The 25,533-nt window shown below is 55.6% G+C and carries 21 protein-coding genes; 10 read left to right on the top strand and 11 right to left on the bottom strand.

The genetic code is table 11. From position 1 onward, the window contains the following. The coding region (locus QSK07_RS04855) for a hypothetical protein (RefSeq protein WP_285720586.1) at positions 1-298 on the top strand (298 nt) is incomplete at its 5' end. A 47-nt stretch (positions 299-345) separates the two neighbouring features. Here the strand turns inward: QSK07_RS04855 and QSK07_RS04850 are convergent. Next, the gene (locus QSK07_RS04850; RefSeq protein ID WP_285720585.1) at positions 346-1,941 is read right to left on the bottom strand and encodes an ABC transporter substrate-binding protein; all 1,596 of its coding nucleotides are present in this window, start codon (positions 1,939-1,941) and stop codon (positions 346-348) included. 127 nt (positions 1,942-2,068) lie between these two features. Here QSK07_RS04850 and pepT point away from each other — a divergent pair, with 127 nt between their 5' ends. Beyond that, complete coding sequence (pepT, locus tag QSK07_RS04845) at positions 2,069-3,295, top strand: peptidase T (protein ID WP_285720584.1); 1,227 nt, start codon at positions 2,069-2,071, stop codon at positions 3,293-3,295. 36 nt (positions 3,296-3,331) lie between these two features. On the opposite strand, the gene QSK07_RS04840 is transcribed toward pepT, so the two are convergent. Further along, the gene (locus tag QSK07_RS04840) at positions 3,332-4,108 is read right to left on the bottom strand and encodes a transporter substrate-binding domain-containing protein (RefSeq protein WP_098050463.1); all 777 of its coding nucleotides are present in this window, start codon (positions 4,106-4,108) and stop codon (positions 3,332-3,334) included. A gap of 62 nt (positions 4,109-4,170) precedes the next feature. Continuing rightward, positions 4,171-5,337, bottom strand: coding sequence for a methionine aminotransferase (locus QSK07_RS04835; RefSeq protein WP_098050462.1), 1,167 nt, complete (start codon positions 5,335-5,337; stop codon positions 4,171-4,173). 125 nt (positions 5,338-5,462) lie between these two features. Between QSK07_RS04835 and QSK07_RS04830 the strand changes: the two genes are divergently transcribed. Continuing rightward, entirely contained in the window at positions 5,463-6,344 is an 882-nt protein-coding gene (locus tag QSK07_RS04830) for a LysR family transcriptional regulator (RefSeq protein WP_098050461.1), read from the top strand. Here QSK07_RS04830 and QSK07_RS04825 read toward each other — a convergent pair. The 4 genes from QSK07_RS04825 to QSK07_RS04810 all read right to left on the bottom strand — a co-directional run bounded on the left by QSK07_RS04825 (position 6,302) and on the right by QSK07_RS04810 (position 12,879). Then, positions 6,302-7,966 (bottom strand): methyl-accepting chemotaxis protein, encoded by a 1,665-nt coding sequence (locus tag QSK07_RS04825; RefSeq protein ID WP_275219406.1) that lies wholly within the window; start codon positions 7,964-7,966, stop codon positions 6,302-6,304. The two genes, QSK07_RS04830 and QSK07_RS04825, sit on opposite strands and share 43 nt — an antisense overlap. Positions 7,967-8,183: 217 nt before the next feature. Next, a complete protein-coding gene (locus QSK07_RS04820) occupies positions 8,184-9,704 on the bottom strand; it encodes a carboxylesterase/lipase family protein (protein ID WP_285720583.1) in 1,521 nt (506 codons plus the stop codon). Between the two features lie 429 nt (positions 9,705-10,133). Beyond that, positions 10,134-11,477, bottom strand: coding sequence for a 2-oxoadipate dioxygenase/decarboxylase HglS (hglS, locus tag QSK07_RS04815; protein WP_285720582.1), 1,344 nt, complete (start codon positions 11,475-11,477; stop codon positions 10,134-10,136). Between the two features lie 67 nt (positions 11,478-11,544). Beyond that, positions 11,545-12,879: an MFS transporter gene (locus QSK07_RS04810; RefSeq protein WP_098050457.1), complete on the bottom strand. Its 1,335-nt coding sequence runs from the start codon at positions 12,877-12,879 to the stop codon at positions 11,545-11,547. Positions 12,880-13,202: 323 nt separating this feature from the next. On the opposite strand from QSK07_RS04810, the gene QSK07_RS04805 reads away from it, so the two are divergent. Next, positions 13,203-14,123 (top strand): LysR substrate-binding domain-containing protein, encoded by a 921-nt coding sequence (locus tag QSK07_RS04805; protein WP_275219402.1) that lies wholly within the window; start codon positions 13,203-13,205, stop codon positions 14,121-14,123. Here the strand turns inward: QSK07_RS04805 and smrA are convergent. Further along, positions 14,120-14,686, bottom strand: a complete 567-nt coding sequence (smrA, locus tag QSK07_RS04800; RefSeq protein WP_285720581.1) for a DNA endonuclease SmrA — start codon at positions 14,684-14,686, stop codon at positions 14,120-14,122. The two genes, QSK07_RS04805 and smrA, sit on opposite strands and share 4 nt — an antisense overlap. A gap of 318 nt (positions 14,687-15,004) precedes the next feature. Here smrA and fnr point away from each other — a divergent pair, with 318 nt between their 5' ends. Then, positions 15,005-15,757 carry a fumarate/nitrate reduction transcriptional regulator Fnr gene (gene fnr / locus QSK07_RS04795; protein ID WP_010244686.1) on the top strand — a complete coding sequence of 251 codons (753 nt, stop codon included), beginning with the start codon at positions 15,005-15,007 and terminating at the stop codon, positions 15,755-15,757. A gap of 117 nt (positions 15,758-15,874) precedes the next feature. Continuing rightward, a complete protein-coding gene (gene uspE, locus QSK07_RS04790; protein WP_285720580.1) occupies positions 15,875-16,831 on the top strand; it encodes a universal stress protein UspE in 957 nt (318 codons plus the stop codon). Positions 16,832-16,878: 47 nt separating this feature from the next. On the opposite strand, the gene pntB is transcribed toward uspE, so the two are convergent. Together pntB and pntA are read right to left on the bottom strand one after the other, a co-directional pair. Further along, positions 16,879-18,267: a Re/Si-specific NAD(P)(+) transhydrogenase subunit beta gene (gene pntB, locus QSK07_RS04785; protein WP_285720579.1), complete on the bottom strand. Its 1,389-nt coding sequence runs from the start codon at positions 18,265-18,267 to the stop codon at positions 16,879-16,881. 3 nt (positions 18,268-18,270) lie between these two features. Further along, the gene (gene pntA / locus QSK07_RS04780; RefSeq protein ID WP_285720578.1) at positions 18,271-19,803 is read right to left on the bottom strand and encodes a Re/Si-specific NAD(P)(+) transhydrogenase subunit alpha; all 1,533 of its coding nucleotides are present in this window, start codon (positions 19,801-19,803) and stop codon (positions 18,271-18,273) included. A 539-nt stretch (positions 19,804-20,342) separates the two neighbouring features. Between pntA and ydgH the strand changes: the two genes are divergently transcribed. Both ydgH and QSK07_RS04770 read left to right on the top strand, forming a co-directional pair. Further along, positions 20,343-21,296, top strand: coding sequence for a DUF1471 family protein YdgH (gene ydgH / locus QSK07_RS04775; RefSeq protein ID WP_061062532.1), 954 nt, complete (start codon positions 20,343-20,345; stop codon positions 21,294-21,296). Positions 21,297-21,501: 205 nt separating this feature from the next. Then, positions 21,502-22,893 (top strand): basic amino acid/polyamine antiporter, encoded by a 1,392-nt coding sequence (locus tag QSK07_RS04770; RefSeq protein WP_275219397.1) that lies wholly within the window; start codon positions 21,502-21,504, stop codon positions 22,891-22,893. Between the two features lie 19 nt (positions 22,894-22,912). Here the strand turns inward: QSK07_RS04770 and QSK07_RS04765 are convergent, their stop codons facing one another. Further along, positions 22,913-23,326, bottom strand: coding sequence for a hypothetical protein (locus QSK07_RS04765; protein WP_098050450.1), 414 nt, complete (start codon positions 23,324-23,326; stop codon positions 22,913-22,915). 177 nt (positions 23,327-23,503) lie between these two features. Between QSK07_RS04765 and rstA the strand changes: the two genes are divergently transcribed. Together rstA and rstB are read left to right on the top strand one after the other, a co-directional pair. Beyond that, on the top strand, positions 23,504-24,229 hold the full coding sequence (gene rstA / locus QSK07_RS04760; RefSeq protein ID WP_013357953.1) for a two-component system response regulator RstA: 726 nt from the start codon (positions 23,504-23,506) through the stop codon (positions 24,227-24,229). Next, positions 24,226-25,527 carry a two-component system sensor histidine kinase RstB gene (rstB, locus tag QSK07_RS04755; protein ID WP_098050449.1) on the top strand — a complete coding sequence of 434 codons (1,302 nt, stop codon included), beginning with the start codon at positions 24,226-24,228 and terminating at the stop codon, positions 25,525-25,527. Before rstA ends, rstB begins: the two co-directional genes overlap by 4 nt. The last annotated feature ends 6 nt before the right edge of the window (positions 25,528-25,533 follow it).

Below are 25,533 nucleotides of genomic sequence, written 5' to 3'. Positions count from 1 at the left end.
GTTGCCGGGCCAACGCGTTGCGTTGTTCAAAAACGCTCCCGACGTTTTTAGTACGCACCTCATCCCTGAGGTGCGCCCGTTGCCGGGCCAACGCGTTGCGTTGTTCAAAAACGCTCCCGACGTTTTTAGTACGCACCTCATCCCTGAGGTGCGCCCGTTGCCGGGCCAACGCGTTGCGTTGTTCAAAAACGCTCCCGACGTTTTTGTCCCGGTGCGGAACGCTTTCCTCTTCGGGTCATATTCCCTTTGCGTTGAGCTTATTTATTGCTGTCATGTCTATCCTGACTTTGGTGCATAAGCAGAGACCACACTCGGGTGTGCGCCTCTGGGTGTTGTAGCAATCCCTTACTGCTTAATACCCACCTGATAGAAGATGTGCTTACCGAACGGATCGACCTGGTAACCGCTGACCGATTTGCGAACAGGCTCAAAGATGGTGGAGTGCGCAATCATTACGGCAGGCATCTGGTCATGCATCATCTGCTGCGCCTGCAGATAGAGCGCGGTGCGTTTGCCCTGATCCGGCTCGGCGCGGGCTTCGGTGATTAACTTCTCGAACGGCTGGTAGCACCATTTTGAGGAGTTAGAACCGCCCTGCGCAGAGGTGCAGCTGTAAAGTGGGCCGAAGAAGTTATCCGGATCGCCGGTCGCGGTGGTCCAGCCCATCAGCGCGGCCTGATGCTCGCCGCTGCGAACGCGTTTCAGGTACTCACCCCACTCATAGCTGACGATACTGGCTTTAATGCCAATTTTGGCCCAGTCCGACTGAATCATCTCCGCCATGCGGCGTGCATTCGGGTTATAAGGCCGCTGAACCGGCATCGCCCAGAGCGCAATTTCGGTGCCGGGTTTCACGCCCGCCTGTTGCAGCAACACTTTGGCCTGCTCCGGGTCGTAGTCGTAATCTTTCAGATCTTTGTCAGCACTCCAGACGCCAGGCGGCAGGATATTTTTTGCGACCGTGCCGGTGCCTTTAAATATCGCCTCAATGATCGCCGGTTTGTTAATCGCCATCGCCAGCGCCTGCCGCACTTTAACGTTATCGGTTGGCGCTTTGGTGGTGTTGAATGCCAGGAAGCCGGTGTTCAGACCCGCCTTTTGTTCCAGAGTGATATCCGGGTTGGCGCGCATTTTGTCGAGATCGGCGGGGTTCGGGAATGGCATCACCTGACACTCGTTCTTCTCCAGCTTGGCGTAACGCACGGAAGCATCCGGCGTGATGCTGAACACCAGACGATCCAGCTTCGCCTTGCCCTGCCAGTATTCCGGGAACGCTTTATAGAGGATGCGGGAATCTTTCTGGTACTGCACCAGCTCAAACGGGCCGGTGCCAATCGGGTTCATATCGACCTTCTCCGGCGTCCCCGCTTTCAGCATGGCGTCGGCATATTCTGCTGAGTGAATCGAGGCGAAATACCAGGCGAGGTCGGCAAGGAACGGCGCTTCCGGATGGGCGAGCGTAAAGCGCACGGTATGGTCATCCACCCGATCGATGCTTTTGATTAGCGTGGAAAGCTCGAGACTTTCAAAATTGGAATAGGTGCCGCCAGAGACATTGTGGTAGGGATTTTTGGGGTCCATCTGGCGCATAAATGAGAAGATCACATCATCGGCATTGAAGTCACGGCTGGGTCTGAACTGTTTGTTGCTCTGGAACTTCACGTTTTTGCGCAGATGGAAGGTGTAGACGGTGCCATCCGGGCTGATCTCCCAGCTTTCTGCCAGACTGGGTACCAGATCGGTGGTGCCGGGCGTGAAGTCCACCAGCCGGTTAAACACCGGCACTGCACTGGCGTCAACACTGGTTCCCGAGGTATAGAGCTGAGGGTTAAAATTCTCTGGCGATCCCTCAGAACAGTAGACCAGCGTTTTGGCGTTAACGCTGCCAGCCAGCGCTATCCCAGCAGTAACAAGCGCTAAGGTGGCTATCTTGATTTTCATTATCATCCTCGCTTTGTATTGACTTCCGGTGATCACAATCTCTAAATGAATCATTCAGATGCTTCATTGATAGCACGATTCGGCACCATAGCGAACCCCGCTTATGGCTGACTAATAAGGAATAGTGATGACAGACAAACTTGAGTCGCAACTCACCGAACGTTTTTTCCGTTACCTCGCCGTCAGCAGTCAGAGCGATGCCAAATCCACGACTCTGCCGAGTACGCCGAGCCAGCACGCCATGGCGGAACTGCTGGCGGACGAGCTGCGGGCGCTGGGGCTGGACGAGGTGGTGATTGATGACCATGCTACGGTGACGGCGGTGAAACGTGGCAACCGTCCAGACGCACCGCGCATCGGATTTATTACGCACATTGATACCGTTGACGTGGGCTTGTCGCCCGATATCCACCCGCAGATCCTCACCTGGCAGGGTGACGATCTCTGTCTGAATACAGAGCAGGATATCTGGCTGCGCCGCGATGAACATCCGGAGATCGCGCCCTACGTCGGTCAGCAGGTGATCTTCAGCGACGGCACCAGCGTGCTGGGCGCAGACAATAAAGCGGCGGTCAGCGTGGTGATGACGCTGATGGCGAACCTCAAAGGCAACCATGGCGATATCGTGGTGGCGTTTGTGCCGGACGAAGAGATTGGCCTGCGCGGCGCGAAAGCGCTGGATCTGGAAACGCGCTTTAATGTCGATTTTGCCTGGACCATCGACTGCTGCGAACTGGGCGAAGTGGTTTACGAGAACTTTAATGGCGCCGCGGCTGAGATTGTGTTTACCGGTGTTCCGGCACACCCGATGTCGGGCAAAGGCGTTCTGGTCAATCCGCTGCTGATGGCCCATGACTACATCAGCCTGTTTGATCGTCAGCAGACACCGGAGCACACCGAAGGTCGTGAAGGCTATATCTGGTTTAATGAGATTCAGGCCAACGCGAGCAAGGCGACGCTGAAGGCCTCCATTCGTGATTTTGAACTGGCCAGCTTCGCGACGCGTAAGCAGCAGTTGCAGCAGGCGGCAGAGGAGCTGGCGGCGCGCTATCCCACAGGCGAAGTGAGCATCACGATCAGCGATATCTACAGCAATATCAGCAATGCACTGGGTGAGGATCGCCGGGCAATAGATCTGATCTTCAGCGCCTTTGCCGCGCTGGAGATTGAGCCGAAAGTGATTCCGATGCGGGGTGGCACGGACGGTGCCGCGCTGTCAGCCAAAGGCCTGCTGACGCCGAACTTCTTTACCGGCGCGCATAACTTCCATTCACGCTTCGAGTTTCTGCCCATCACATCGTTTGTGAAGTCCTATCAGGTGGCAGAAAAGCTCTGTTATCTGGCAGCGGGTTAAGCGGAGAAATCGGGCGCAGAACGCGCCCGATTGCTGTTATGGCTTCGCGCTGACATCAATACCCGGGAAGTATTTTTCAGCCAGCTTTTTGAGGGTGCCATCGCCCTGCACTTTGACGATTGCCGCGTCCAGCGACTGCTTCAGCGGCGCGTCATCTTTACGCAGGCCGTAGCCGATGCCTGAACCCAGAATCGCATCATCTTCGACGGGCTTGCCCACAAAGCCAAAGCCTTTGCCCTGCGGCTTATCGAGGAAGCCTGACTGACCGGCGGCGGACATCACCAGTGTGCCATCAAGGCGGCCTGCGACCATGTCGTTATAAACCTGGTTCTGATCCTGATACGACGTCACCGTCACGCCCTGAGTCTCCCAGTGCTTCTTCGCATAGGTTTCCTGAATCGATCCCTGCAACACACCAATGCTTTTGCCTTTCAGACCTTCGGCGGTCGGAGCCAGATTTTCACCCTTTTTCGCCACTAACATGGTCGGAATACGGTAGATCGGCTGCGTAAACGCGATGCTTTTGGCGCGCGCTTCGGTGATATTCATCGCCGAGTTAATGGCATCAAACTTTTTCGCCTGAAGTGCCGGGATCAGCGCATCAAAGCTGCTCTCAACCCAGTGGCAGCTGAAGTTGCCTGCCTTACAGATGGCATTACCCAGCTCAATATCAAAGCCTTCCAGCTCACCTTTAGCGTTGCGGCTTTCAAACGGCGGATATTGTGACTCCACGCCGTAACGTAAATCCTGAGCCAGTGCCTGTACCGTTGTCATCATGCCCAGAGCGAGAAAAAGCGCGTTCAGTTTTTTCATTATTTATTTACCCCGAAAAGTCCTGGTTACCTGTTCCCCGTACTGAATCACGTTCGCGTGATTCAGTGAGAAAAAGCACATAGCGCAGCCGCGCCAGCCTCAAGTGTCGCCTCGTCTTTCGCAAAAGAGAGACGAATCAGTTTGTTGTCTGTGCCATCCACATAAAACGCCGACAGCGGTATGGTTGCCACACCGTGATCGACGATAAGACGTTTTACCATCTCACTGTCCGGTTCGTCACTGAAATGTCCATAGCTGGCGAGCATAAAGAACGAACCGGCGCTCGGTAACAGCCGGAACGGCGAGTTCTGCATCAGAGCGATTAGCCGATCGCGCTTCTGCTGATAGAAAGCGTTAAGTGACAGGTAGTTCTCTGGCACCTGCAGATAGTGTGCGAAGCCAACCTGCATCGGTGTATCGGCGGCGTACATCATAAACTGATGCACTTTCACCAGCTCTGTCATCAGCTCCGCCGGTGCCAGACAGTAGCCTACCCGCCAGCCGGTGACGTGAAAGGTTTTACCAAATGAAGAGACGATGACGCTGCGTGCGGCCAGCTCCGGATGCGTCGCCATGCCGCAGTGCGGGCGACCATCAAAGACAATATGTTCGTAAACCTCATCGGAGAGCACCACGATGTCGGTGTTGCGGACCAACGCTGCCAGCTGGTTGAGATCGTCGTGGGTCAGCACCTGCGCGCTGGGGTTGTGCGGCGTATTAATAATGATCATACGGGTGCGTGGCGTGATCGCCGCCCGCAGCTGATCCCAGTCGATAGCAAACGACGGCACCTGCAGCTTCAGGCCTATCGGCGTACCGCCCTGTAACCGCACTACCGGCGCATAGCTGTCAAACGCCGGTTCAAAGAAGATCACCTCATCGCCCTGATGAACCAGCGCGGTAATCGCCATATAAAGCCCCTGGCTGGCGCTGCCGGTGATCAGCACTTCACTTGCGGCATCATATTTCTGTCCATAGAGCGTCTGCACTTTTCCGGCGAGTGCCTCGCGTAAGGCGGGCAGGCCCATCATCGCGGCATACTGGTTGTGCCCCGCCTGCATGGCACGGCTGACTGAGTCGACCAGCGCCGGATCGCAGGGGAAACTGGGTGCGCCCTGCGACAGGTTAATCGCCTTATGCTGCGCCGAAAGCTGGCCAATCACGCTAAAAATAGTGGTGCCGACGTCCGGCAATTTTGAGTGGATAGCGACAGGCGTGTTCAGGGACATATTTTCTCCGTCAGGTGCATAACTGGTCAGATGGGATACATCGTTATTCAACGGGCTGAGGCTTGAGTCGGCAAGCGAAATGTCGTCATAATAGCCATGACAAAATTGCATAGCTGAGGTCTACCGTGTCACGCTCATCGCTACCGCTCAATGCCATTCACGCCTTTCTGGTGACGGCCCGTCACCTTAATCTGACCCATGCTGCCCGCGAGCTCTGCCTGACGCAGGGTGCTGTCAGTCGTAAGATTGCCGCGCTGGAGCAGTGGCTGGGCGTGACGCTGTTTGACCGCCACGCGCGCGGGCTGCGGCTGACCCCACAAGGTGCCGCATTGCTGCCTGAACTCGGCCAGGGATTTGCACTGATGGTTCAGGCCAGTGAAAAGGTCCGTCGCAGTCAGATCAGCCTTCGCCTGAAAGCGCCGACCTGTGCCATGCGCTGGCTGGTACCGCGGCTGATGGCGCTGGAGCGACACTGCCCTGAACTGCATGTGGCCCTGACTACCACCCTGGATCACGCGGCGCAGCTTGAAAACTTTGACGCGGCGATTGTTTATGGCAAACCGCATCCAGACGGGCTCTGCCTGTTCAGCGAGTCGCTGACGCCGGTGATAGCGGCTGGTCAGCCCTGCCCGGAGACGACGGCGGCGCTGGCCGCAATGACCTTTTTGCATCCCACGTCAGACACGCGTGACTGGCAGTGCTGGTTACAGGCGCAGCAGGTAACGCTCAGCATGAAGCGAAACCAGCATTTTGCCACGATGGATTTAGCGATCAGTGCAGCGATTCAGGGGTATGGCGTGGCGATTGCCGACAGCAACCTGGTGGAGAGTGATATTGCCAGCGGCAGGCTGATTAAGCCGTTCGCTGGCGAGGTTAAAACCGGAGCCGTTTACAGTTTACTGCAGCGGCCCGCGCAGGATGGGCCACCGTTCCTCCCGGAGCTGGTGGCGTGGCTCTGCAGGGATCAGAACGTCACCCAGTCGCCATTATCAGCAGGTTTCGCCTGAGGCGCACTCAGCACAGGCGCTTTTGGCGCAGCCGGTGTATTGCTGACGGCAGGTGAAGTCGGGCGGTTACTGGAAAGGCGGAACTTCGACACAGAGGCCTGCAGCGCTTCAGTCTGCAGCGCCAGCGCACTCGCGGCGGCGGAGACCTCCTCAACCAGTGAGGCGTTCTGCTGCGTCACGCTGTCCATTTCGGTAACCGCGGTGCCGACCTGAGAAATGCCCTTGCTCTGCTCTTCCGACGCAGAGGCGATCTGTTTCATAATCGCGTCCACATCCTGCACCGACTTCAGAATATTATTCATGGTGCCGCCCGTTGTGCTGACCAGCTCCGCGCCTTTTCCTACACGCTGCACCGAGTCTTCAATCAGTGTCGCGATCTCTTTGGCTGCGTTGGCGCTGCGCTGTGCCAGGTTACGCACTTCAGATGCCACAACCGCAAAACCACGACCCTGTTCGCCGGCACGTGCCGCTTCAACCGCGGCGTTCAGCGCCAGAATATTGGTCTGGAAGGCGATGCCGTTAATCACGTTGGTAATCTCAGCGATCTTCTTCGAACTGCCAGAGATCCCCTCCATGGTGCTGACCACTTCACTCACCAGCTGACCGCCACGTTGTGCCGTGGTGGTGGCAGTTTCTGCCAGCAGGCTGGCCTGACGGGCGTTATCGGCGTTGAATTTCACCGTGGCGGTCAACTGCTCCATGCTGGCCGCCGTCTGTTCCAGCGCGGCGGCCTGCTCTTCGGTACGTGAAGAGAGGTCATTGTTACCGGCAGAAATCTCAGCAGCACCGCGCGAGATATTCTCGGTCCCACTGCGAATGGCGCTGACCGCTTCACGCAGGCTATCCTGCATGGCGCTCAGCAGCGGCACCAGTTTACCGACACAGTTGCGACCAAAATCGGCTACCGGCTGGCTGAGATCGCCTGTCGCGATCACTGCGAAGTGGGTACGAATACTTTCCAGCGGACGGACCAGCATCGCTACCAGATAGCGGTCAGTAAACAGCAGAATAAGCAGGCCAATAATCACCGTGATGGTAATAATCGTTTTGGTCATCGCGGTGAGGTGGTCGACTTCCACCCGGGTTTTGTCCAGTTTTTCGGCTGCGCCCTGGTTAAACTTCTCTGCGCTGATGCCAAAGGCACGACTGAGCGGCGGAGTGACATTGTTCGCCTGCTGGCGATATGCGTCCGGTGAGGCCTGACGGGCCAGTTGCAATTGTGGCGTTACGCCCTCATCCAGCAGCTTTTGCCAGCTCTGAATGACGCCATCGACGACTTCCGGATTCATCGGACCGGGTGCCAGCTGTTTAAAGCGTGCCAGTTGCTGAGTCATGCTGTCCAGCGCCTGCTGCACAGGAGCATAGGCCTCATCGGTCAGCGTTTTACCGGCGGCTTTACTTTCCATCACGCGGGACAGGCGCGTAATAACACGAAAATATTGATCGTTGCCTTTGCTCAGCACCGTCATTTGCTCAACCAGATGACGGTCAACGTCATTGCCTTCGCTGAGCGCGCCAAGCGAGTGGATGCTGTACAGCCCGACGCCGCTCCACAGTAAGCAGAACAGGCCCAGAATCGAGAGCATCACTGCGCGAATGGTAAAATTTTTGAGCATTCCCATACCAAAATCCTATACACGTTGACCCGCAAGCGTCGGGCATAGGAGATTTATCGGCATGAGACTGTGAAAATGTAACTGTTTTGTTACCTGATATTTTACAGCGTCTTCACGTGTACATTTAGCGAAAACTTCTTAATTTCAATTAATTAGACTTTAAAAAGCAGAAAAAATCCATTCGCGCAGTTTAATGGTTAGCAGGTTAACTATCACCTCCGGCCTATAGCCGGACCATACGCGTCATCAACAGCCTGAAAAGCCGCATGCGGGCGCGCATAAAGTTTCGTTTCAGAACCAATCCGTTCTTACGCTCATTTCCAAGTGACATTGTCACGTCATTTCCGGGGTGCCAAACTGGCCAGACAACCTCGCCTTCAAGCTGATGCCTATACACCGTGGCGTCACGGGCAAATGTAAACCAGTACCCGCTGACGCGCGCCGCAAAAGCGCGATCGGCTTCACTGAATGGCCGCGCTTCATCAGGATCCGGCATATGACTCAGGGTGTTCAGGACATAAGGTACTTCGTTGCCGTGCCAGGTGCCATGAGGATAGAGGTCACGAGCGTTCTCAGAAACATAATCGAACCAGTAGCGCCAGCCCGGCATGCCGGCATTGTGCTGCGCCCGCATCACCAGCCACGGCACCAGGCTGAAGGCCATATCACGCGCCACGGCACGTCCCAGCAGCTGATCGTCATGGATGTCATACATCCATTTCAGCATCCGATAGGTGAGCCGGTTTTTATCGCGCAGCTGATGCAGTACCGCGGTGGCATCCACGCCAAAATATTCCAGCACGCTGGCTTCATCACTGTTACTGCCCGCCATCAGCGGCAGTCGGTGTTGTTTGCCAGCCATGAAGGTTTTCAGCATCGGCTCAGGCAGAACGGCATCACCGGCAATCGGCACCGGCGGGATCGCCAGTTGCCCTTCCAGCGGCCAGAAGGCATCGGCGGGCAGTGCGCGCAGATCATCCGCGCTGGCATCGGGCGGCAGGCCGAAATGGCGCGCCACTGCCACGCCCTGCTGACGCGCTTTTTTCAGCGGCGTATCCGGCAGGCTATAGGCACTTTGCACGATCCCTTTGTGGAACAGCCCTTCTGCCAGCGGCGAACAGCACAGCGAGAGCACGCTGCGCGCGCCAGAGGATTCACCGAAAAGTGTTACATTACAGCGGTCGCCGCCAAAGGCTGGAATGTTGCGCTGCACCCACTGCAGTGCGGCAATCTGATCGAGCAGGCCAAAATTGTTTACCGTACCCGCAGCAGGGTATTCTGCATCCAGCGCAGGATGGGAGAAGAAACCGAGGTGACCCAGCCGGTAGTTCAGCGTGACCACCACCGCACCACGTGAAGCCAGCGGCTTACCGTTGTACGGTGCAAGCCCGCCAGCACCGATGGTGAAGCCACCACCGTGCAGCCACACCATTACAGGCAGCGGCTTTGACGGCGCAACATCGGGCGTCCAGACATTCAGGTAGAGGCAATCTTCACTAAACTCACCGGGATCGCCACCGCCCACCGCCTGACAGTATGTGCGGTTTTGCCAGCCCGAAGCCCCAAATGCCGTGGCATCGCGCATCTGCTGCCAGGGCGTGACCGGCTGTGGCGGACGCCAGCGCAGTGCGCCAACCGGAGCCGCCGCATAAGGTATGCCTTTAAATACGAAAAGGTCATCGTCCATGCATCCACGCAACTCCCCCTCGGCCGTCATGATCCTCAGACCTGTTTCGTTTTTCATTCCTGTTTCCCTGTTCAGACGTTCCTCCATTATTTGCAGGCCCGCCACCCTTGTCCAGGTACGGAGGGGATTTGCAGAATATGCCGAAGCGTCAGAGATGAGCATGAACATGGTGTCAACAAGTTCAGAGCGCCAGTCTCAGCCAGGGTTAAGCATTGTTTATCTTTTTGCTCAGGATGAATACCGTGCCATTCCGCCTGTAAGCGGTGTCCGGGTTTGATTCTGTGCTGTTTTTTACACAGCTAAGCAGTCAGCTCGCTAACTGATTAAGATACTCACGCCGCGAAACCTGCGCTGGCCGGTAAAGCGTAATTTTTCTTCAGTAAGATCAGCCTGTTCCCCCTGGTGCTCCGCGTCAGGACCAGGACTTTAAAAAAACCGGCTTAGTAAAGGTGGTGCGGGCAACGGAGGCGTTGCCCGGCGATAATATCAGGTCGTCTGTATTCCGCACTGTGACAGCGAGCGCTGCTGGCGCTCTTCGTACAATGCCATCTCATCCAGTACCGCAGAGCCCAGCGCCGCTTCAAACGCCTGCCGGCTCGCCTGTCCCGCCGAACGGACCTGCGCCCGATCGCCGAGGTTGGACTGAAAAATCCCTGCCGCGCTGACGGGCAGAAAATCCTCATAGACAATCGGGTCTGCCAGCACACGCCCCTGCCTGATCAGATCCTCCAGCGCTTCCCCCTTATCCGGCGGTGTCGCGACGCCCTTTTCACTCAGGCGATAGTGGAACCAGGCCAGCCCCTGCTGGCGTAGTGTGGTCTCGTCGTCGGGGAAGTCACGGAAAATGGCCGCCAGATGCTGCTGATGCTGCTGATTGTCCTGACCACTGCCCGCCTCGCTGAGCAGTCGATCGTAGAGCGCACGCCCTGCAGGCGTCAGCGCCGCGCCGCGCTGCTCAATTTCACCGAAGCGCGCTGTGTGGGTGCCCTGATGCCCGTCCTTAAAGATGATCGGCTCTTCCAGCGCTTTGAAGCTGGTCTGCCGCAGCAGAATCGGCACCTGACGACGTGGCGGCCCCTCGATCAGCGTTTTCGGATCGATGCCGCGCGACGGCATCAGTTGCTGGACGCGGTCAATATCGAGCGTCCGCGGGGTGAGATGGTTGATGTGGCAGCCGGGAAAGCAGACAACATCTGCGATCAAGCGATGCTGCTGGTTCAGGGCCTGATAGGTCTGACTGTCCACGCTGCTGTGGGCGTGCCAGCGGAAGGTTTCCAGTGCTTCGGTCACAAATTCGGAAGCCTGAGCGTCAGTTAATCCGCCCTGCTGCTGATGCAACTGCAGCAGCGCCCGGCAACGGGAAGTGAAAATGTCGCGTGCGGCCAGGATCTCTGCCGCCTTTTCACGCAGCACGGGATCGTCGATCAGTTCAGGACGTAACAGCGAGGTAAAGACCCGGAAAGGATTACGCCGCAGCGCCGCATCGGTGACTGGCCGGAACGCCGTGGAGTGCACCGGCACACCTGCCTGAGAGAGATCGTAATAGCCCACCGGGGACATCCCCATCACCGCAAACAGCTGCCGCAGCGTAGCTAATTCGTCTGCCGTGCCAACGCGGATTGCGCCGTGACGTTCAAGGCTGAGCCGGCCAATGTCATCCGCGGCGGTGAGACGATCTTTCAGCGGGATATCGGCTTCCAGCGTGCGCTCGTTGACGGTGGCGACCAGCTGCATCAGCGTGCCATATTGCGGCACCTCCTGCTGATACATCGCTGACATCGCCTGAGAGAAACGGGTACGGATGAGATCCGCACTGAGAAACTTGTCCATCTTGTCCACCTGACACCATGAGCGTTGCTGCTAATGTAATGCAACGCGCTGGTCTCAGTGGAAAAAATCACGAATCTGTGATCGGCTTAAAGCCGTAGCGGTTTTTTAACAGCAGCATCAGGGTGGTGATCACAGCCGGTATCGCCAGCAGCAGAAAAATAACGCTGAAAGACCAGCCAAGTGACATCATCTCTGCACCGACAAAGGCGCTCAGAATTGCGCCGATGCGACCCACGCCATGCATCCAGCTGGAGCCCGTGGCGCGTGCGTGCGTAGGATAGTAGCTGGCAGATAAGGCATTCATGCCAGTATTGGCACCGTTAAAACAGAAGCCGCTGCAAAAGGCGATCGCGCTCATCATGCCCACTTCGGCGGGCGAAAAGCCAAGTGCCACAATAAACAGTCCGCCGCAGCCGTAGATCGCCGCCAGCGCCAGATTGGCGTTGAAGCGATCCATCATCCAGCCCGCAAAGAGTGAGCCCAGCGTTCCGCCTGCCTGATACATGGCGGTGATAATCGCCGCTTCGGTAACTGACATGCCCACAGTATTCACCAGAGATGGCAGCCAGCTGCCAATCAGGTAGACCATGAACAGTCCCATGAAATAGCCGCCCCACAGCATCGTGCTACCGAACAGATAACGGCGCGACAGGACGGTGCTAATCGCGCCGCCTGCCGGCACTGTCGCTTCAGGCGCGTGGAATGCACAATCGGGCGCGGTTTTGCCCGGCATCATCCGTTCCAGGATAGCGTGAATGCGTGCAGCGGGTGCGCCACGACTGATAAGAAACCGCACTGACTCCGGCAGGCCGCGGATCAAAAAGGGCAACACCAGCAGCGGCAGAATGCCGCCCAGCAGCAACACCGAGTGCCAGTTATAGTGTGGTAACAGCCAGGACGCGGCAAATCCGCCGCTGGCGGCGCCAAAGGTAAAGCCACAGAACACGACAGTGATAATGAAAGCCCGTCTCCGCTCAGGCGCATATTCTGCCACCAGCGTGCCGACATTCGGCATTGCCGCACCGAGTCCCAGACCGGTCAGGAAGCGGAACAGCATCATCTGTTCGATGTTCTGAGACAGCGCTGTTGCCAGTGTCCAGAGACCAAAAAAGAAAACGCTGAGGATAATCATCATGCGACGTCCATAGCGGTCAGCCAGCGGCCCCGCCACCATGGCACCCAGCGCCAGCCCGATCAATGCTGCGCTGATGACGACTCCGAGCTGGTGATTGGTCACGCCCCATGCAGCTTTAAGAGTTGGCGCAATAAATCCCATGATCGCAATGTCCATGCCATCGAGTGCCACCACAATAAAACAGAGCGCAATGAGCCGTTTTTGCCAGTGGCTCAGACTCTGCTGGTTGATAAGCTGGCGGACATCTACCGCCCCGATGCTGGTCAATGGACACTCCCTGGCAATAGCGCAATCTGGCATCAGATTAAGTAAAAAAAACGGCGCTTATGATAGCCCATCGTTAACCTTAAGGGGCCAGATTTTTATATGATAGTGAGAATTATTCAACTTTAGGTCATTAAGCTCTTGATATAGCGTACTCTCAGGAACCCCCTGCGTTAGTAACAAACTGAGATGAGCGCTTTTTAATCAGAGAGTTAACGGATAACGTGGCCATCCCACACTGTTTGTTAAAATAAATTTGCAGCAAAGTTAACAGAATTCATTTTAAACAGTTGCCTGAAGGCGGTCATTCTCATTAAGTTTAGGATATGGAAAAAAATATCCTTTTCAATCAGCGCATTCGCTTGCGCCATCTACATACCTTTGTTGCGGTCGCGCAGCAAGGCACACTGGGCCGCGCGGCAGAAACGCTTAGCCTGAGTCAGCCAGCCCTGTCCAAAACCCTGAATGAGCTGGAAGAGTTGACGGGCGTGCGACTGTTTGAGCGTGGCCGCCTGGGCGCCCAACTCACCACAATGGGAGAACAGTTTCTGACCCATGCGGTGCGGGTGCTTGACGCACTGAACCATGCCGGTCAGAGTTTTAATGAGCAGCCGGGTGATGCGCCGCTGATTATCCGGCTGGGCGCATTAACCACCGCCGCAATGGGCATGCTGCCCCGTATCCTTGATCGTTTTCATCAGTTGCAGCCTAACACCACCATCCAGGTAGCAACGCTGCATAACAATGTGTTACTGGCGGGATTACGCGGCGGGGAATTTGACATCGGTATTGGACGGATGGCTGACAGCGACATGATGACCGGGCTGACTTATGAATTGCTTTTTCTGGAGTCATTAAAGCTGGTGGTAAGACCTGAACACCCGCTTTTAAGTGACAATGTCACGCTGTCGCGGGCGATGCAGTGGCCAGTGGTGATTTCCCCCGAGGGCACCGCACCGCGCCGGATTGCGCAGCAGATGCTGGATGAACAAGGCTGCACGCTGCCGCCCCACTGCATTGAAACGTCGTCGACTTCACTGGCGCGTCAGCTGGCACTGCGCTACGACTACATCTGGTTCGTACCGTCCGGCGCGATTAAAGAGGATCTCAGCCATAATGCGGTCTGTGCGCTGCCGATTAACTCTTCCGGGCCAGGCGAGCCGGTGGGCATCATTACCCGGACCGGCACAGAACTGAGCCTGAGTGCCGAAGTGTTAATGTCCACCATCCGTAAATTTCACAGTTAGCGGCTGCGTTTTGCATGCCGCTCGCGGTTTTCAAGGCGCGCCTTATCGGTTTTCCGCAAGCCCACATAGAGCGCCCCGGCTCCGCCATGGCGGGTCTGGGCCACGCAGTAAGTCTGCACGTCATCAAACTGCTGTAACCAGCGCGCCAGATAGCTGCGCACAATATTGGCATGGGATTCGTCATCACGGCCCTTGCCATGAATGATGAGCAGATTCCGTAAGTCCTGCTTTTGCGCCTGCATCATAAAGCTGAACAGCGCCTGACGGCAGGTCTCCACCGGTTGCCGCAACAGGTTGAGACTGGCATCCAGTTTGTACTCACCCCGACGCAGTTTATCCAGAATACCCTGCTGTATGCCGTCGGCTTTATGCTCCAGCGGTGTGTTAAGCGGGACAATCTCCAGATAACCCCGTGTCAGGAAATTCTCCTGCTCTGTCTCTCCTGGCGGTTTGCGTGGTGCTTTAGTCGACGGCGACTTGAGCCATAATGTTGTGGTGGTGTCTTTCAACGGCGTGACATCGCCCATGGCATCCCGAAAGAGATCGTTGTCGTCAAGGTTCATGGTTTTCTCACACCTGATTAAAATTGATGGAGCCGATAAAACAGGCCTGAACAGTTAGCGTAGCAAAAGCTCCAAACGCCAGACTACCCCGCTTTCATCCATGTTACCGCCGATGAAGTTATGGGTGACAGATCCAAAAAATTGGAAACTTTTCGTTACAGTGAACGGTAATGACATTCTGAGAAGCCCGTCACATCAGCGTTTGTCGATGTGTGCTTCATCCATGATGTTTGTGGGTGTAAAACTGCTCGGATGAGTTCCCTTCAGCACAAAAAATGTTAAAATTGACCCCAGTCAATAATCGTCGAGCAAACCATTATGATCCCTGAAAAACGCAGCATTCGTCGTATTCAGTCAGGCGGTTGTGCCATTCACTGCCAGGATTGCAGCATCAGTCAGCTCTGCATCCCCTTCACGTTAAATGAACATGAGCTGGATCAGCTCGACAATATCATTGAGCGTAAAAAACCGATTCAGAAAGGGCAAACCCTTTTCAAAGCAGGCGACGAACTGAAATCTCTGTATGCGATTCGTTCCGGCACGATCAAAAGTTACACGATTACCGAACAGGGTGATGAGCAAATCACCGGTTTCCATCTGGCAGGCGATTTAGTCGGCTTTGATGCCATCATGGGTTCCAGCCATCCCAGCTTTGCGCAGGCGCTGGAAACGGCAATGGTCTGTGAAATCCCGTTTGAAACTCTGGATGACCTGTCAGGAAAAATGCCTGCCCTGCGTCAGCAGATGATGCGTCTGATGAGCGGTGAAATCAAAGGCGATCAGGATATGATCCTGCTGCTGTCGAAGAAAAATGCCGAAGAGCGCCTGGCGGCGTTTATCTGGAACCTGTCCCGTCGTTTCGGCCAGCGCGGTTTTTCACAGCGTGAATTCCGCCTCACCATGACGCGTGGTGACATTGGTAATTACCTGGGCCTGACGGTTGAAACGATCAGCCGCCTGCTGGGTCGTTTCCAGAAGTCCGGCATGCTGGCGGTGAAAGGTAAATACATCACCATTGAAAACCACGCCCTGCTGGAAGAGTTAGCCGGTCAGAGCCACCAGGCTGCCTGATCCGCAGCCGGATCAATAAATCTTATTTTGTTGATCCGGCTGTAACTTTTTCCCTTCTTCCGCTGTGCAACATAGGCTATCTTTATTCCAGTCGCACTGGTTTAAGGAGAACGTCTCATGTCCCAGTACCAAAATATTCTGGTCGCCATTGATGCCCAGCAAGACGATCAGCCCGCGCTGCGACGTGCGGTCTATCTGAATCAACGCATTGGCGGAAGGATTAAAGCTTTCCTGCCTATCTATGATTTCTCATACGAGATGACTACCCTGCTTTCGCCTGACGAGCGCGCGTCGATGCGCCAGGGTGTCATCAGCCAGCGCACTGAGTGGATCCGTGAGCAGGCCCGCGCTTATCTGGATGCCGGTGTCGAAATCGACATCAAAGTGATCTGGCACAACCGTCCTTTTGAGGCCGTTATCCAGGAAGTGCTTGCCCATCAGCACGACCTGGTGTTGAAGATGGCGCATCAGCATGACCGGCTTGAATCAGTGATCTTCACACCGACCGACTGGCATCTGCTGCGTAAATGTCCGTGCCCGGTCTGGATGGTCAAAGATCAGCCGTGGCCGGAAGGCGGTAAAGCTATTGTCGCGGTCAATCTTGCCAGTGAAGAGCCACATCACGATGGTCTGAACCAGAAGCTGATACGTGAAACGGTCAAACTGGCAGAAAAAGTGAATCAGACCGAAGTTCATCTGGTCGGTGCTTACCCAATTACCCCTATCAACATCGCTATCGAACTGCCGGACTTTGATCCCAGCGTCTATAACGATGCGATTCGTGGTCAGCATCTGGTAGCGATGAAAGCGCTGCGGCAGAAGTTCTCGATTGGTGAAGAGTTCACCCATGTGGCTAAAGGCCTGCCGGAAGAAGTCATCCCGGATCTGGCGGTGCATCTCGGTGCTGGTGTGGTGGTATTAGGTACCATAGGACGCACCGGCCTGTCGGCAGCGTTCCTGGGGAATACGGCGGAACAGGTGATTGATCATCTGCGCTGCGATCTGCTGGCGCTCAAGCCCGATGATTTCAAATCGCCGATTGACCTCGATGATGAAGAAGATGAGGAGGATTGATTTTCTCCTGACAGAAGACGGGCGGCTGATTAGCCGCCCTTTTTTTATTACAGCGCTTTAAGAATAGCTTCTACGCTGGCTTTGGCATCGCCGAACAGCATCTGACTATTCTCTTTAAAGAACAGCGGATTCTGCACCCCGGCATAGCCGGTATTCATTGAGCGTTTAAACACCACCACGTTGTGCGCTTTCCACACTTCCAGCACCGGCATGCCGGCAATCGGACTGCGGGGATCATCCTGCGCTGCCGGGTTAACGGTGTCGTTGGCACCAATCACCAGCACCGTGTCGGTGTCGCTGAAGTCATCGTTAATTTCGTCCATCTCCAGCACCACGTCGTAAGGCACTTTCGCCTCGGCCAGCAGCACGTTCATGTGACCTGGTAAGCGCCCCGCCACCGGATGAATGCCGAAGCGCACGTTGATGCCGAGCGCACGCAGTCGGGCAGTAATTTCCGCGACCGGGTACTGCGCCTGCGCCACCGCCATACCGTAGCCTGGGGTGATGATCACCGAGCTGGATGCCTTGAGCATCTCTGCGGTTTCTTCAGCCGTGATCTCACGATGCTCGCCCGCTTCCTGACTTTCATCGCCACTGCTGACTTCCGTACCAAACCCGCCCGCAATCACGCTGATGAACGAACGGTTCATCGCTTTGCACATGATGTAGGAGAGAATTGCACCCGATGAACCCACCAGCGCACCGGTCACAATCAGCAGATCGTTGCTCAGCATGAAACCCGCTGCGGCCGCGGCCCAGCCTGAATAGGAGTTCAGCATCGACACCACAACCGGCATATCCGCGCCGCCAATAGAGGCAACCAGATGCCAGCCAAACGCCAGCGCAATCACCGTCATCAGGAGCAGTGCAAACACCTGAGCACCCGTACTGCTGGTGTTAACAAACCACAGCAGCAGCAGGAACGAGACGACCAGCGCCAGCAGATTCAGCTTGTGACGATGGGGTAACGCCAGGGGTTTTGAAGAGATTTTGCCGCACAGCTTGCCAAACGCTACCAGCGAGCCAGTGAAGGTGACAGCACCGATAAAGATACCGATAAACACTTCACTCAGATGGATATTCTCCATCACGGCTGGCAGGCCAGGTGCGTGGTCGATGTAGCTGTTGATGCCGACCAGTACGGCGGCAAGGCCGACAAAGCTGTGCAGAATCGCGACCAGCTCCGGCATTTCTGTCATTTCGACTTTCTTCGCCAGACGAATCCCGATAGCGCCGCCAATGACCATCGCCAGCAGGATCCAGACGACGTTTCCGCTGTCCGGGCCAAAGATGGTGGCAACCAGCGCAATCGCCATGCCGCTGATACCAAAATTATTCCCGCGCTTTGAGGTCTCGTGACGCGAGAGACCGGCAAGGCTACAGATGAACAGAATTGCAGCCACAATATAGGCTGCAGTGACTAATCCGCCAGACATGTGTTACCCCTTACGAAACATTTTCAGCATGCGCTGGGTGACGGTAAAGCCACCAAAGATATTGATGCTGGCAATCAGCACGGCAATAAAGGAGATAAAGGTGACCCAGCCACCGTGGCCCATCTGCAGTACCGCACCGATGACGATAATGCCGGAGATGGCGTTAGTAACGGACATCAGCGGCGTATGCAGTGCGTGACTGACGTTCCAGACCACGTAGTAACCCACCACGCAGGCGAGCGCGAACACGGTAAAGTGGGACAGAAACTCAGCTGGCGCTACGTTGGCCAGGCAACCAAACAGCACGATAGCCAGTGCGATCAGCAGGACGTTGCGCCACGGAGACACCGGCTTTGCTTCAGCCTTCTCTGTGGGTTTCTGAGCTGCCGGTTTAGCCTGTGGCACAGCAGAGACCTGAATCGGCGGTGCCGGCCAGGTGACTTCCCCCTCGCGCACGACAGTCACACCCCGCACCACCACATCGTCGAAATCGACCTGAATTTCGCCATTTTTCTCTTTGCACAGCAGCTTGATCAGATTGACCAGGTTGGTACCGTAAAGCTGGGAAGATTGTGTCGCGAGACGGCTGGGCAAATCGGTGTAACCAATGATTTTCACGCCGTTGGGTGTCACGGTCACCTGATCAGCGACGGTCAGGGCACAGTTGCCGCCGGTCTGTGCCGCCAGATCAACAATTACGCTGCCAGGTTTCATGCTGGCGATCATCTCTTCGGTGATCAGTTTCGGTGCCGGTTTACCTGGTATCAGCGCCGTGGTGACAATGATGTCGACTTCTCTGGCCTGACTGGCAAACAGCGCCATCTCTGCCTTGATGAATGCCTCGGACATGACTTTGGCGTAACCATCGCCACTGCCCGCTTCCTCTTCGAAATCGAGTTCAAGGAATTCGGCACCCATACTCTGCACCTGCTCTTTAACTTCAGGGCGGGTGTCAAAGGCCCGGACAATCGCGCCCAGGCTGCCCGCTGCACCAATCGCCGCCAGCCCCGCCACACCGGCCCCAATCACCATCACTTTGGCCGGTGGCACTTTACCGGCTGCGGTAATCTGACCGGTAAAGAAGCGACCGAATTCATGGGCGGCTTCGACGATCGCGCGATAACCGGCAATGTTCGCCATGGAGCTCAGAGCATCCAGCGACTGCGCACGCGAAATACGTGGCACCGAGTCCATCGCCATAACCGTGACCTGACGCGCCGCCAGCTTTGAAAGCAGGTCGGGATTCTGTGCAGGCCAGATAAAGCTGACCAGCGTGCTGCCGGCACGGGTGAGCGCAATTTCATCCTCATCCGGTGCATTCACCTTCAGAACGATATCGGACTGCCAGACCTGTTCCTGACTGCAGAGTATGGCACCTGCTGCTCTGTAGCTTTCATCATCAAAGCTGGCGCGCTGACCGGCGTCATGCTCAAGGGTGACGCTGAAACCCAGCTTAATGAGTTGTTCCACGGTCTTTGGCGTGGCAGCCACGCGCGACTCGTTTGGCAACCTTTCCTTGGGGATTCCAATTAACATAGTGTTTCCTTTCATCGGTTAAGGATGATGGCCCAAATCTGCATGACGACAGCGCAGCTGAAACAGCGTTTCAGCTACTTATAGTCGGAATGCATGTATTTCAAAGTGTTTATAACCTACTGAAAATGTGACGAGCGATCCAGAGTGGCTACGCAGCGTGGTGACATTCACATGAATATTCATGATTCTGCTAAAAAAGCTGCGTTATCCCACTGCGAAACAGTCCTGCAGGCAAATATTCTGCCAGAAAAAATTGTGCCCGGCCGAATTAAACATTAATAAAAATCTTTATTTAACAATGCATTAACTGTTTAAGCGCTATCAGTTACCGCTTTTAGTGGTAACCCGAACGAAAACACGCCATAACTGCGTTTGATGACAAACAAATGAAAAAATCATGGTTGAATAACGCGATCTGACACAAAAAATCGCTGCGACAGTCTGTTTATAACATGCAATAATCAGCGGCTAATCTGTTATACATCAAGAGTCCAGCACGTTTTCGTACTCATTTTTGCGTAAGGCGAAGGATTATTTTTATGAAGCTGAAGAACACTATTCTGGCGTCCACTCTGTTGTCTCTGCTGGCAGCCAATGCATTCGCTGCGCAGGAGTTAACGCCAGAAAAAGCGGCCGCGCTGAAGCCATTCGAACGTATTAATATCACCGGCCGTTTCAACGCAATTGGCGACGCAGCCGATGCGGTCTCTAAGCGTGCAGATCAGATGGGCGCTGCCTCTTATTACATCCAGGCGATCAACGACAGCAACGGCAACAGCGGTAACTGGCGCGTCACGGCTGACCTTTATAAAGCCGATGCCCCGGCAGCCACGCAGTCCACGACTTACCGTCGTTTCAATGGCGTCAACGAACTGCCTAAAGCAGAAGCGTATAAGCTTGAACCGTTTGATACCGTTTCGGTCAGCGGCTTCTTTGCCAGCCAGCCGGATGTGAACGACGCGATTTCAAAAGCGGCTAAACAGAAAGGCGCGGCTTCCTTCTTTATCGTTCGCCAGATCGATGCCAACAGCGGCGGCAATCAGTATGTCACCGCCTATGTCTATAAAGCGGATGCTAAAGAACGCAAGGTACAGACACCGAATGCGATTCCTGCCGACTCAGAAGCAGGTAAAGCCGCGCTGGCAACCGGTGGGGCTGCCGCAGCTAACGTCGAGATTCCAGGCGTAGCTTCATCTGAAACACCAAGTAATAAAGTGGGCCGTTTCTTTGAAACCCAAAGCTCAACCGGTAAGCGTTATACGGTGAATCTGCCAAACGGTAAATCCGTGCAGGAAGTGAACGCAATCACTGCTGCGCAGATGCAGCCGTTCGATACCGTCACCTTTACCGGACACTTCGGCACACCAACAGCGATTTCAGAAGAAGTGGCGAAGCGTGCAGCCGATAAAGGTGCGAAGTTCTACCACGTCACCCGCCAGTGGCAGAACCAGAGTGGCGGTAACCTGACCGTTACGGCTGACCTGTTTAAGTAATCCCTTCAGGGCGGCACCCGCCGCCCTGCTGTTTGCATAATTCCTGCGCTCTTTTGCATAGTCACGCATTGCCATCCCCTGCCACTCTCCGTAAAATCCTCCGCCTGTTTTACCGGATATTGTCTCTGTATCTTGCCTCAGCACTGCGATAACGCAGTGATGAATTCCGGTTTACCCAGCCATATATGCTAGCGGGAAGGTTGTTTTGGAGAAAAAATTAGGTCTCGGTGCGCTGACGGCGCTGGTGCTCAGCTCAATGCTGGGCGCAGGCGTGTTCAGTCTGCCGCAAAACATGGCCGCAGTGGCCGGTCCGGCCGCGCTGTTGCTGGGGTGGCTGATTACCGGTGTCGGCATTATCTTTCTGTCGCTGGCGATGCTGCTGCTGACCCGCCTTAAGCCCGAACTGGACGGCGGCATCTTTACCTATGCACGTGCCGGATTCGGCGAACTGATGGGATTCTGTTCCGCCTGGGGCTACTGGCTGTGCGCCGTGATCGCCAACGTCTCCTATCTGGTAATTGTCTTCTCTGCCCTGAGCTTCTTCACCGATACGCCCGACCGGATTATTTTTGGTGATGGCAACACCTGGCAGGCGATGCTGGGTGCATCTGTGCTGCTGTGGCTGGTTCACTGGCTGGTACTGCGCGGCGTGCAGACCGCGGCCAGCATCAATCTGATGGCGACGCTGGGCAAGCTGGTGCCGCTGCTGCTGTTTATTGTACTGGCGGTGATGGCGTTCAACTATGATCGTTTCCGCTTCGATTTTTCCGGCGTTACGCTGGGAAAACCGCTCTGGGAGCAGGTTAAGCAGACCATGCTGATTACGCTGTGGGTCTTTATCGGGGTTGAAGGTGCGGTAGTCGTCTCTGCCCGTGCACGCCAGAAAAAGGATGTGGGCCGCGCAACCTTATTTGCCGTGCTGGCTGCGCTGCTCGTCTATCTCCTGGTCACGCTGCTGTCGCTGGGCGTGGTGCCGCGTGCTGAACTGGCTGAGATGCGTAACCCTTCAATGGCCGGATTAATGACCCGACTGATGGGTAACTGGGGCGATGCGGTGATTGCGGTGGGACTGATTGTCTCCGTGTGCGGGGCCTATCTGAGCTGGACGATTATGGCCGCGGAAGTGCCGCTGATTGCCGCGCAGCAGGGTGCCTTTCCCCGCAGTATCGCCCGGCAGAACCGCCATAGCGCGCCAGCCGCCTCGCTGTGGCTGACCAACGGCAGTATTCAGCTCTGCCTGATCCTGATTGCCCTGACCGGCGCTGACTACAACAACCTGCTGACCATCGCCTCAGAGATGATTCTGGTGCCCTATCTGCTGGTAGGGTTATATCTGATCAAAGTGGTGCGCGGACAGCATAAGCCGCTGGCAATGGTGACCGGCATTGGTGCCAGCATGTATGGCATCTGGCTGTTATACGCCTCAGGACCCATGCACCTGATGATGTCAGTGGTGCTCTACACACCGGGCCTTCTGCTGTTTCTGTTTGCACGACGCGGCGGTCATGCCGATATTGCGCTGACCTCGCTGGAGCGGATTGCGATGGGATTGCTGATTGCCGCGACATTGCCCGCCGTGTGGGAACTGACAACGTAAAGCCTGCCAGAAAGGGCTCTCAGTGTGGCTGTACTGGAATGGATACGCACAGCAGGTCACCCTGCTGTGTGAGATTCAGCGGCTTCATATATTCATAGTGGATGGCATCCAGCTGTTCCGCCGAAAGCGGATAAGGGAGCTGGATATCAAAGCGACTAATCTGCTGTTGTTCTGCCAGAGTAATCAGGCGCGCGATATTAATTTCGTCGCTGACCTGAGTGGAAATGATTTGTAATGCTAATTCTTTTAACGGGTCGTCACTGCCCTGTAAACGGTGTGCCGATTTACGTGTCACCATGCCAAATATCGGCATTACACCATAAATAGCATCGACGAAGCTCCAGCGTTTTTTGCAGGAAGCGGAAAGAAAGTCACTGTAATTGAAGCAGATGCGGTCAGGGTATATGGCTGATGCCAGCTCTTTATCAGACACACTAACGCTCCTCATGGTAATCATCAATATCCCAACCTGGCGAAAAAAGGCCGCGCTAATGATTGCACATTTTGCCGGATATATACCAGCAAGCCCTGGATATTTCGTGCGATAGCGTAGAGCTCAGGACCAGGAAAAGATATGCTTTCATCCATCCCTGACTCTTCCCTGTGAACTATGAATAAAATTGTTTATGTAGAAGATGAACCCGAAGTGGGTTCGCTGATTGCGGCCTATCTTGGCCGTCACGACATTGAAGTCATTGTTGAAACACGTGGCGACCGTGCTGAAGCGGTTATCGCCGAACAGCAGCCCGACCTGGTGATGCTGGATATCATGTTACCGGGCAAAGATGGCATGACCATCTGCCGTGACCTGCGGGCCAACTGGCAGGGACCGATCGTGCTGCTCACCTCACTTGACAGCGACATGAACCATATTCTGGCCCTGGAGATGGGTGCGCAGGATTACATCCTGAAAACCACACCACCCGCTGTGCTGCTGGCCCGCCTGCGCCTGCATCTGCGCCAGTCCCAGCACGGGCAGCCAGAAGATGCGCCTGCTGCGCCTGCCGCGAATCGTATGCTGCGTTTTGGCTCGCTGACCATTGATGCCCTGAACCGTCAGGTGACGCTGTTTGATGAGCAGATCGCCCTCTCCACCGCGGATTTCGACCTGCTGTGGGTCCTTGCCAGCCATGCGGGTCAGACGCTTAACCGGGATGCACTGCTAAAAACATTGCGCGGCGTCAGTTATGATGGCCTGGACCGCAGCATCGACGTGGCCATCTCCCGCCTGCGTAAAAAGCTCCACGACAGCGCCACCGAGCCGTTCCGCATTAAAACCATCCGCAATAAAGGCTATCTGTTCGCCCCCCAGGCCTGGGATACCCGCGAATTATGAGAAAGCTCTTTATTCAGTTCTATCTGCTACTGTTTGTCTGCTTTCTGGTCATGGCGCTGCTGGTGGGTCTGGTCTATAAGTTCACCGCTGAGCGCGCGGGCCGGCAGTCAATGAATGACCTGATGGCGAGTTCGCTCTACCTGATCCGCAGCGAACTGCGAGAGATCCCGCCGCGTGACTGGAACAAAACCATCAAGAGTCTCGATCTCGGTTTATCGTTTGACCTGCACATTGAGCCGATGAACAAATATCAGCTTGATGAGAGCAATATGCGCCGGTTACACGCCGGAGAGATTGTCGCGCTCGACGATCAATACACCTTTCTGCAGCATATTCCGCGCAGCCACTATGTCTTATCGGTGGGGCCGATTCCCTATCTCTTTTATCTGCACCAGATGCGGCTGCTGGATATTGCTCTGCTGGTGTTTATTGGTATGTCGCTGGCGTTGCCGGTGTTTATCTGGCTGCGCCCGCACTGGCAGGAGATGCAGCGACTGGAAAAAGCGGCACAGCGCTTTGGCCGGGGCGAGCTGGATGTGCGCACCCATTTCGACAGTACCTCCAGCCTGTTCCGGCTGGGCATCGCCTTTAACCAGATGGCCGAGAACATCAACACGCTGGTCGCCAGTAAGAAGCAGCTGATTGACGGTATTGCCCATGAGCTGCGAACGCCGCTGGTGCGGCTGCGCTACCGGCTGGAAATGAGTGATAACCTTACGGATGGTGAACGGGTGGCGCTGAACCGCGATATCGGTCAGCTTGAAAGCCTGATTGAGGAGCTGCTGACCTATGCGCGTCTTGACCGGCCGCGTGTCGATCTGAATCTGAAATCGCTGGATCTGGCCAGCTGGCTGAGCGAGCGGCTGGACGATTTCCGCACCATCAACCCGGACATACGGCTCGACCTTGACCTGCCGCAGCGTGAAAACATCGGCGTTTCTGACACCCGACTGATGGAGCGAGTGCTGGATAATCTGGTTAATAATGCGCTGCGCTATGCGCAGCATCGGCTGCGCGTCAGTTTATGGTTTGACGGTCCGGTCGGCTGTCTGCAGGTGGAAGATGATGGTCCGGGCATTCCGCCGGAAGAGCGCGAACGGGTTTTCGAACCCTTTGTCCGGCTTGATCCCAGCCGCGATCGCGCTACAGGCGGCTGTGGACTGGGACTGGCCATTGTTCACTCCATTGCCCAGGCGCTGAGCGGCAGCGTAACCATTGAGTCCAGCCCGCTGGGCGGCGCCAGCGTTCGCTTTTGCTGGCCGGTTGATCTAACCTTGCGGGAAATTCCGCTGCGTTAAAATCCA

Origin of the sequence: Pantoea sp. QMID4 (genome assembly GCF_030270445.1) — a bacterium.
GTDB classification, from domain to species: domain Bacteria; phylum Pseudomonadota; class Gammaproteobacteria; order Enterobacterales; family Enterobacteriaceae; genus Pantoea; species Pantoea vagans.
The sequence above is the reverse complement of the archived record's forward strand: the minus strand, read 5'-3'. Positions and strand labels throughout refer to the sequence as shown.

What these genes read in the sequence shown, in the direction of transcription:
- QSK07_RS04850 (WP_285720585.1), bottom strand. Translation starts at nt 1,941, where the DNA reads ATGAAAATCAAGATAGCCACCTTAGCGCTTGTTACTGCTGGGATAGCG.
- pepT (WP_285720584.1), top strand. Translation starts at nt 2,069, where the DNA reads ATGACAGACAAACTTGAGTCGCAACTCACCGAACGTTTTTTCCGTTAC.
- QSK07_RS04840 (WP_098050463.1), bottom strand. Translation starts at nt 4,108, where the DNA reads ATGAAAAAACTGAACGCGCTTTTTCTCGCTCTGGGCATGATGACAACG.
- QSK07_RS04835 (WP_098050462.1), bottom strand. Translation starts at nt 5,337, where the DNA reads ATGTCCCTGAACACGCCTGTCGCTATCCACTCAAAATTGCCGGACGTC.
- QSK07_RS04825 (WP_275219406.1), bottom strand. Translation starts at nt 7,966, where the DNA reads ATGGGAATGCTCAAAAATTTTACCATTCGCGCAGTGATGCTCTCGATT.
- QSK07_RS04820 (WP_285720583.1), bottom strand. Translation starts at nt 9,704, where the DNA reads ATGAAAAACGAAACAGGTCTGAGGATCATGACGGCCGAGGGGGAGTTG.
- hglS (WP_285720582.1), bottom strand. Translation starts at nt 11,477, where the DNA reads ATGGACAAGTTTCTCAGTGCGGATCTCATCCGTACCCGTTTCTCTCAG.
- QSK07_RS04805 (WP_275219402.1), top strand. Translation starts at nt 13,203, where the DNA reads ATGGAAAAAAATATCCTTTTCAATCAGCGCATTCGCTTGCGCCATCTA.
- smrA (WP_285720581.1), bottom strand. Translation starts at nt 14,686, where the DNA reads ATGAACCTTGACGACAACGATCTCTTTCGGGATGCCATGGGCGATGTC.
- fnr (WP_010244686.1), top strand. Translation starts at nt 15,005, where the DNA reads ATGATCCCTGAAAAACGCAGCATTCGTCGTATTCAGTCAGGCGGTTGT.
- uspE (WP_285720580.1), top strand. Translation starts at nt 15,875, where the DNA reads ATGTCCCAGTACCAAAATATTCTGGTCGCCATTGATGCCCAGCAAGAC.
- pntB (WP_285720579.1), bottom strand. Translation starts at nt 18,267, where the DNA reads ATGTCTGGCGGATTAGTCACTGCAGCCTATATTGTGGCTGCAATTCTG.
- pntA (WP_285720578.1), bottom strand. Translation starts at nt 19,803, where the DNA reads ATGTTAATTGGAATCCCCAAGGAAAGGTTGCCAAACGAGTCGCGCGTG.
- ydgH (WP_061062532.1), top strand. Translation starts at nt 20,343, where the DNA reads ATGAAGCTGAAGAACACTATTCTGGCGTCCACTCTGTTGTCTCTGCTG.
- rstA (WP_013357953.1), top strand. Translation starts at nt 23,504, where the DNA reads ATGAATAAAATTGTTTATGTAGAAGATGAACCCGAAGTGGGTTCGCTG.
- rstB (WP_098050449.1), top strand. Translation starts at nt 24,226, where the DNA reads ATGAGAAAGCTCTTTATTCAGTTCTATCTGCTACTGTTTGTCTGCTTT.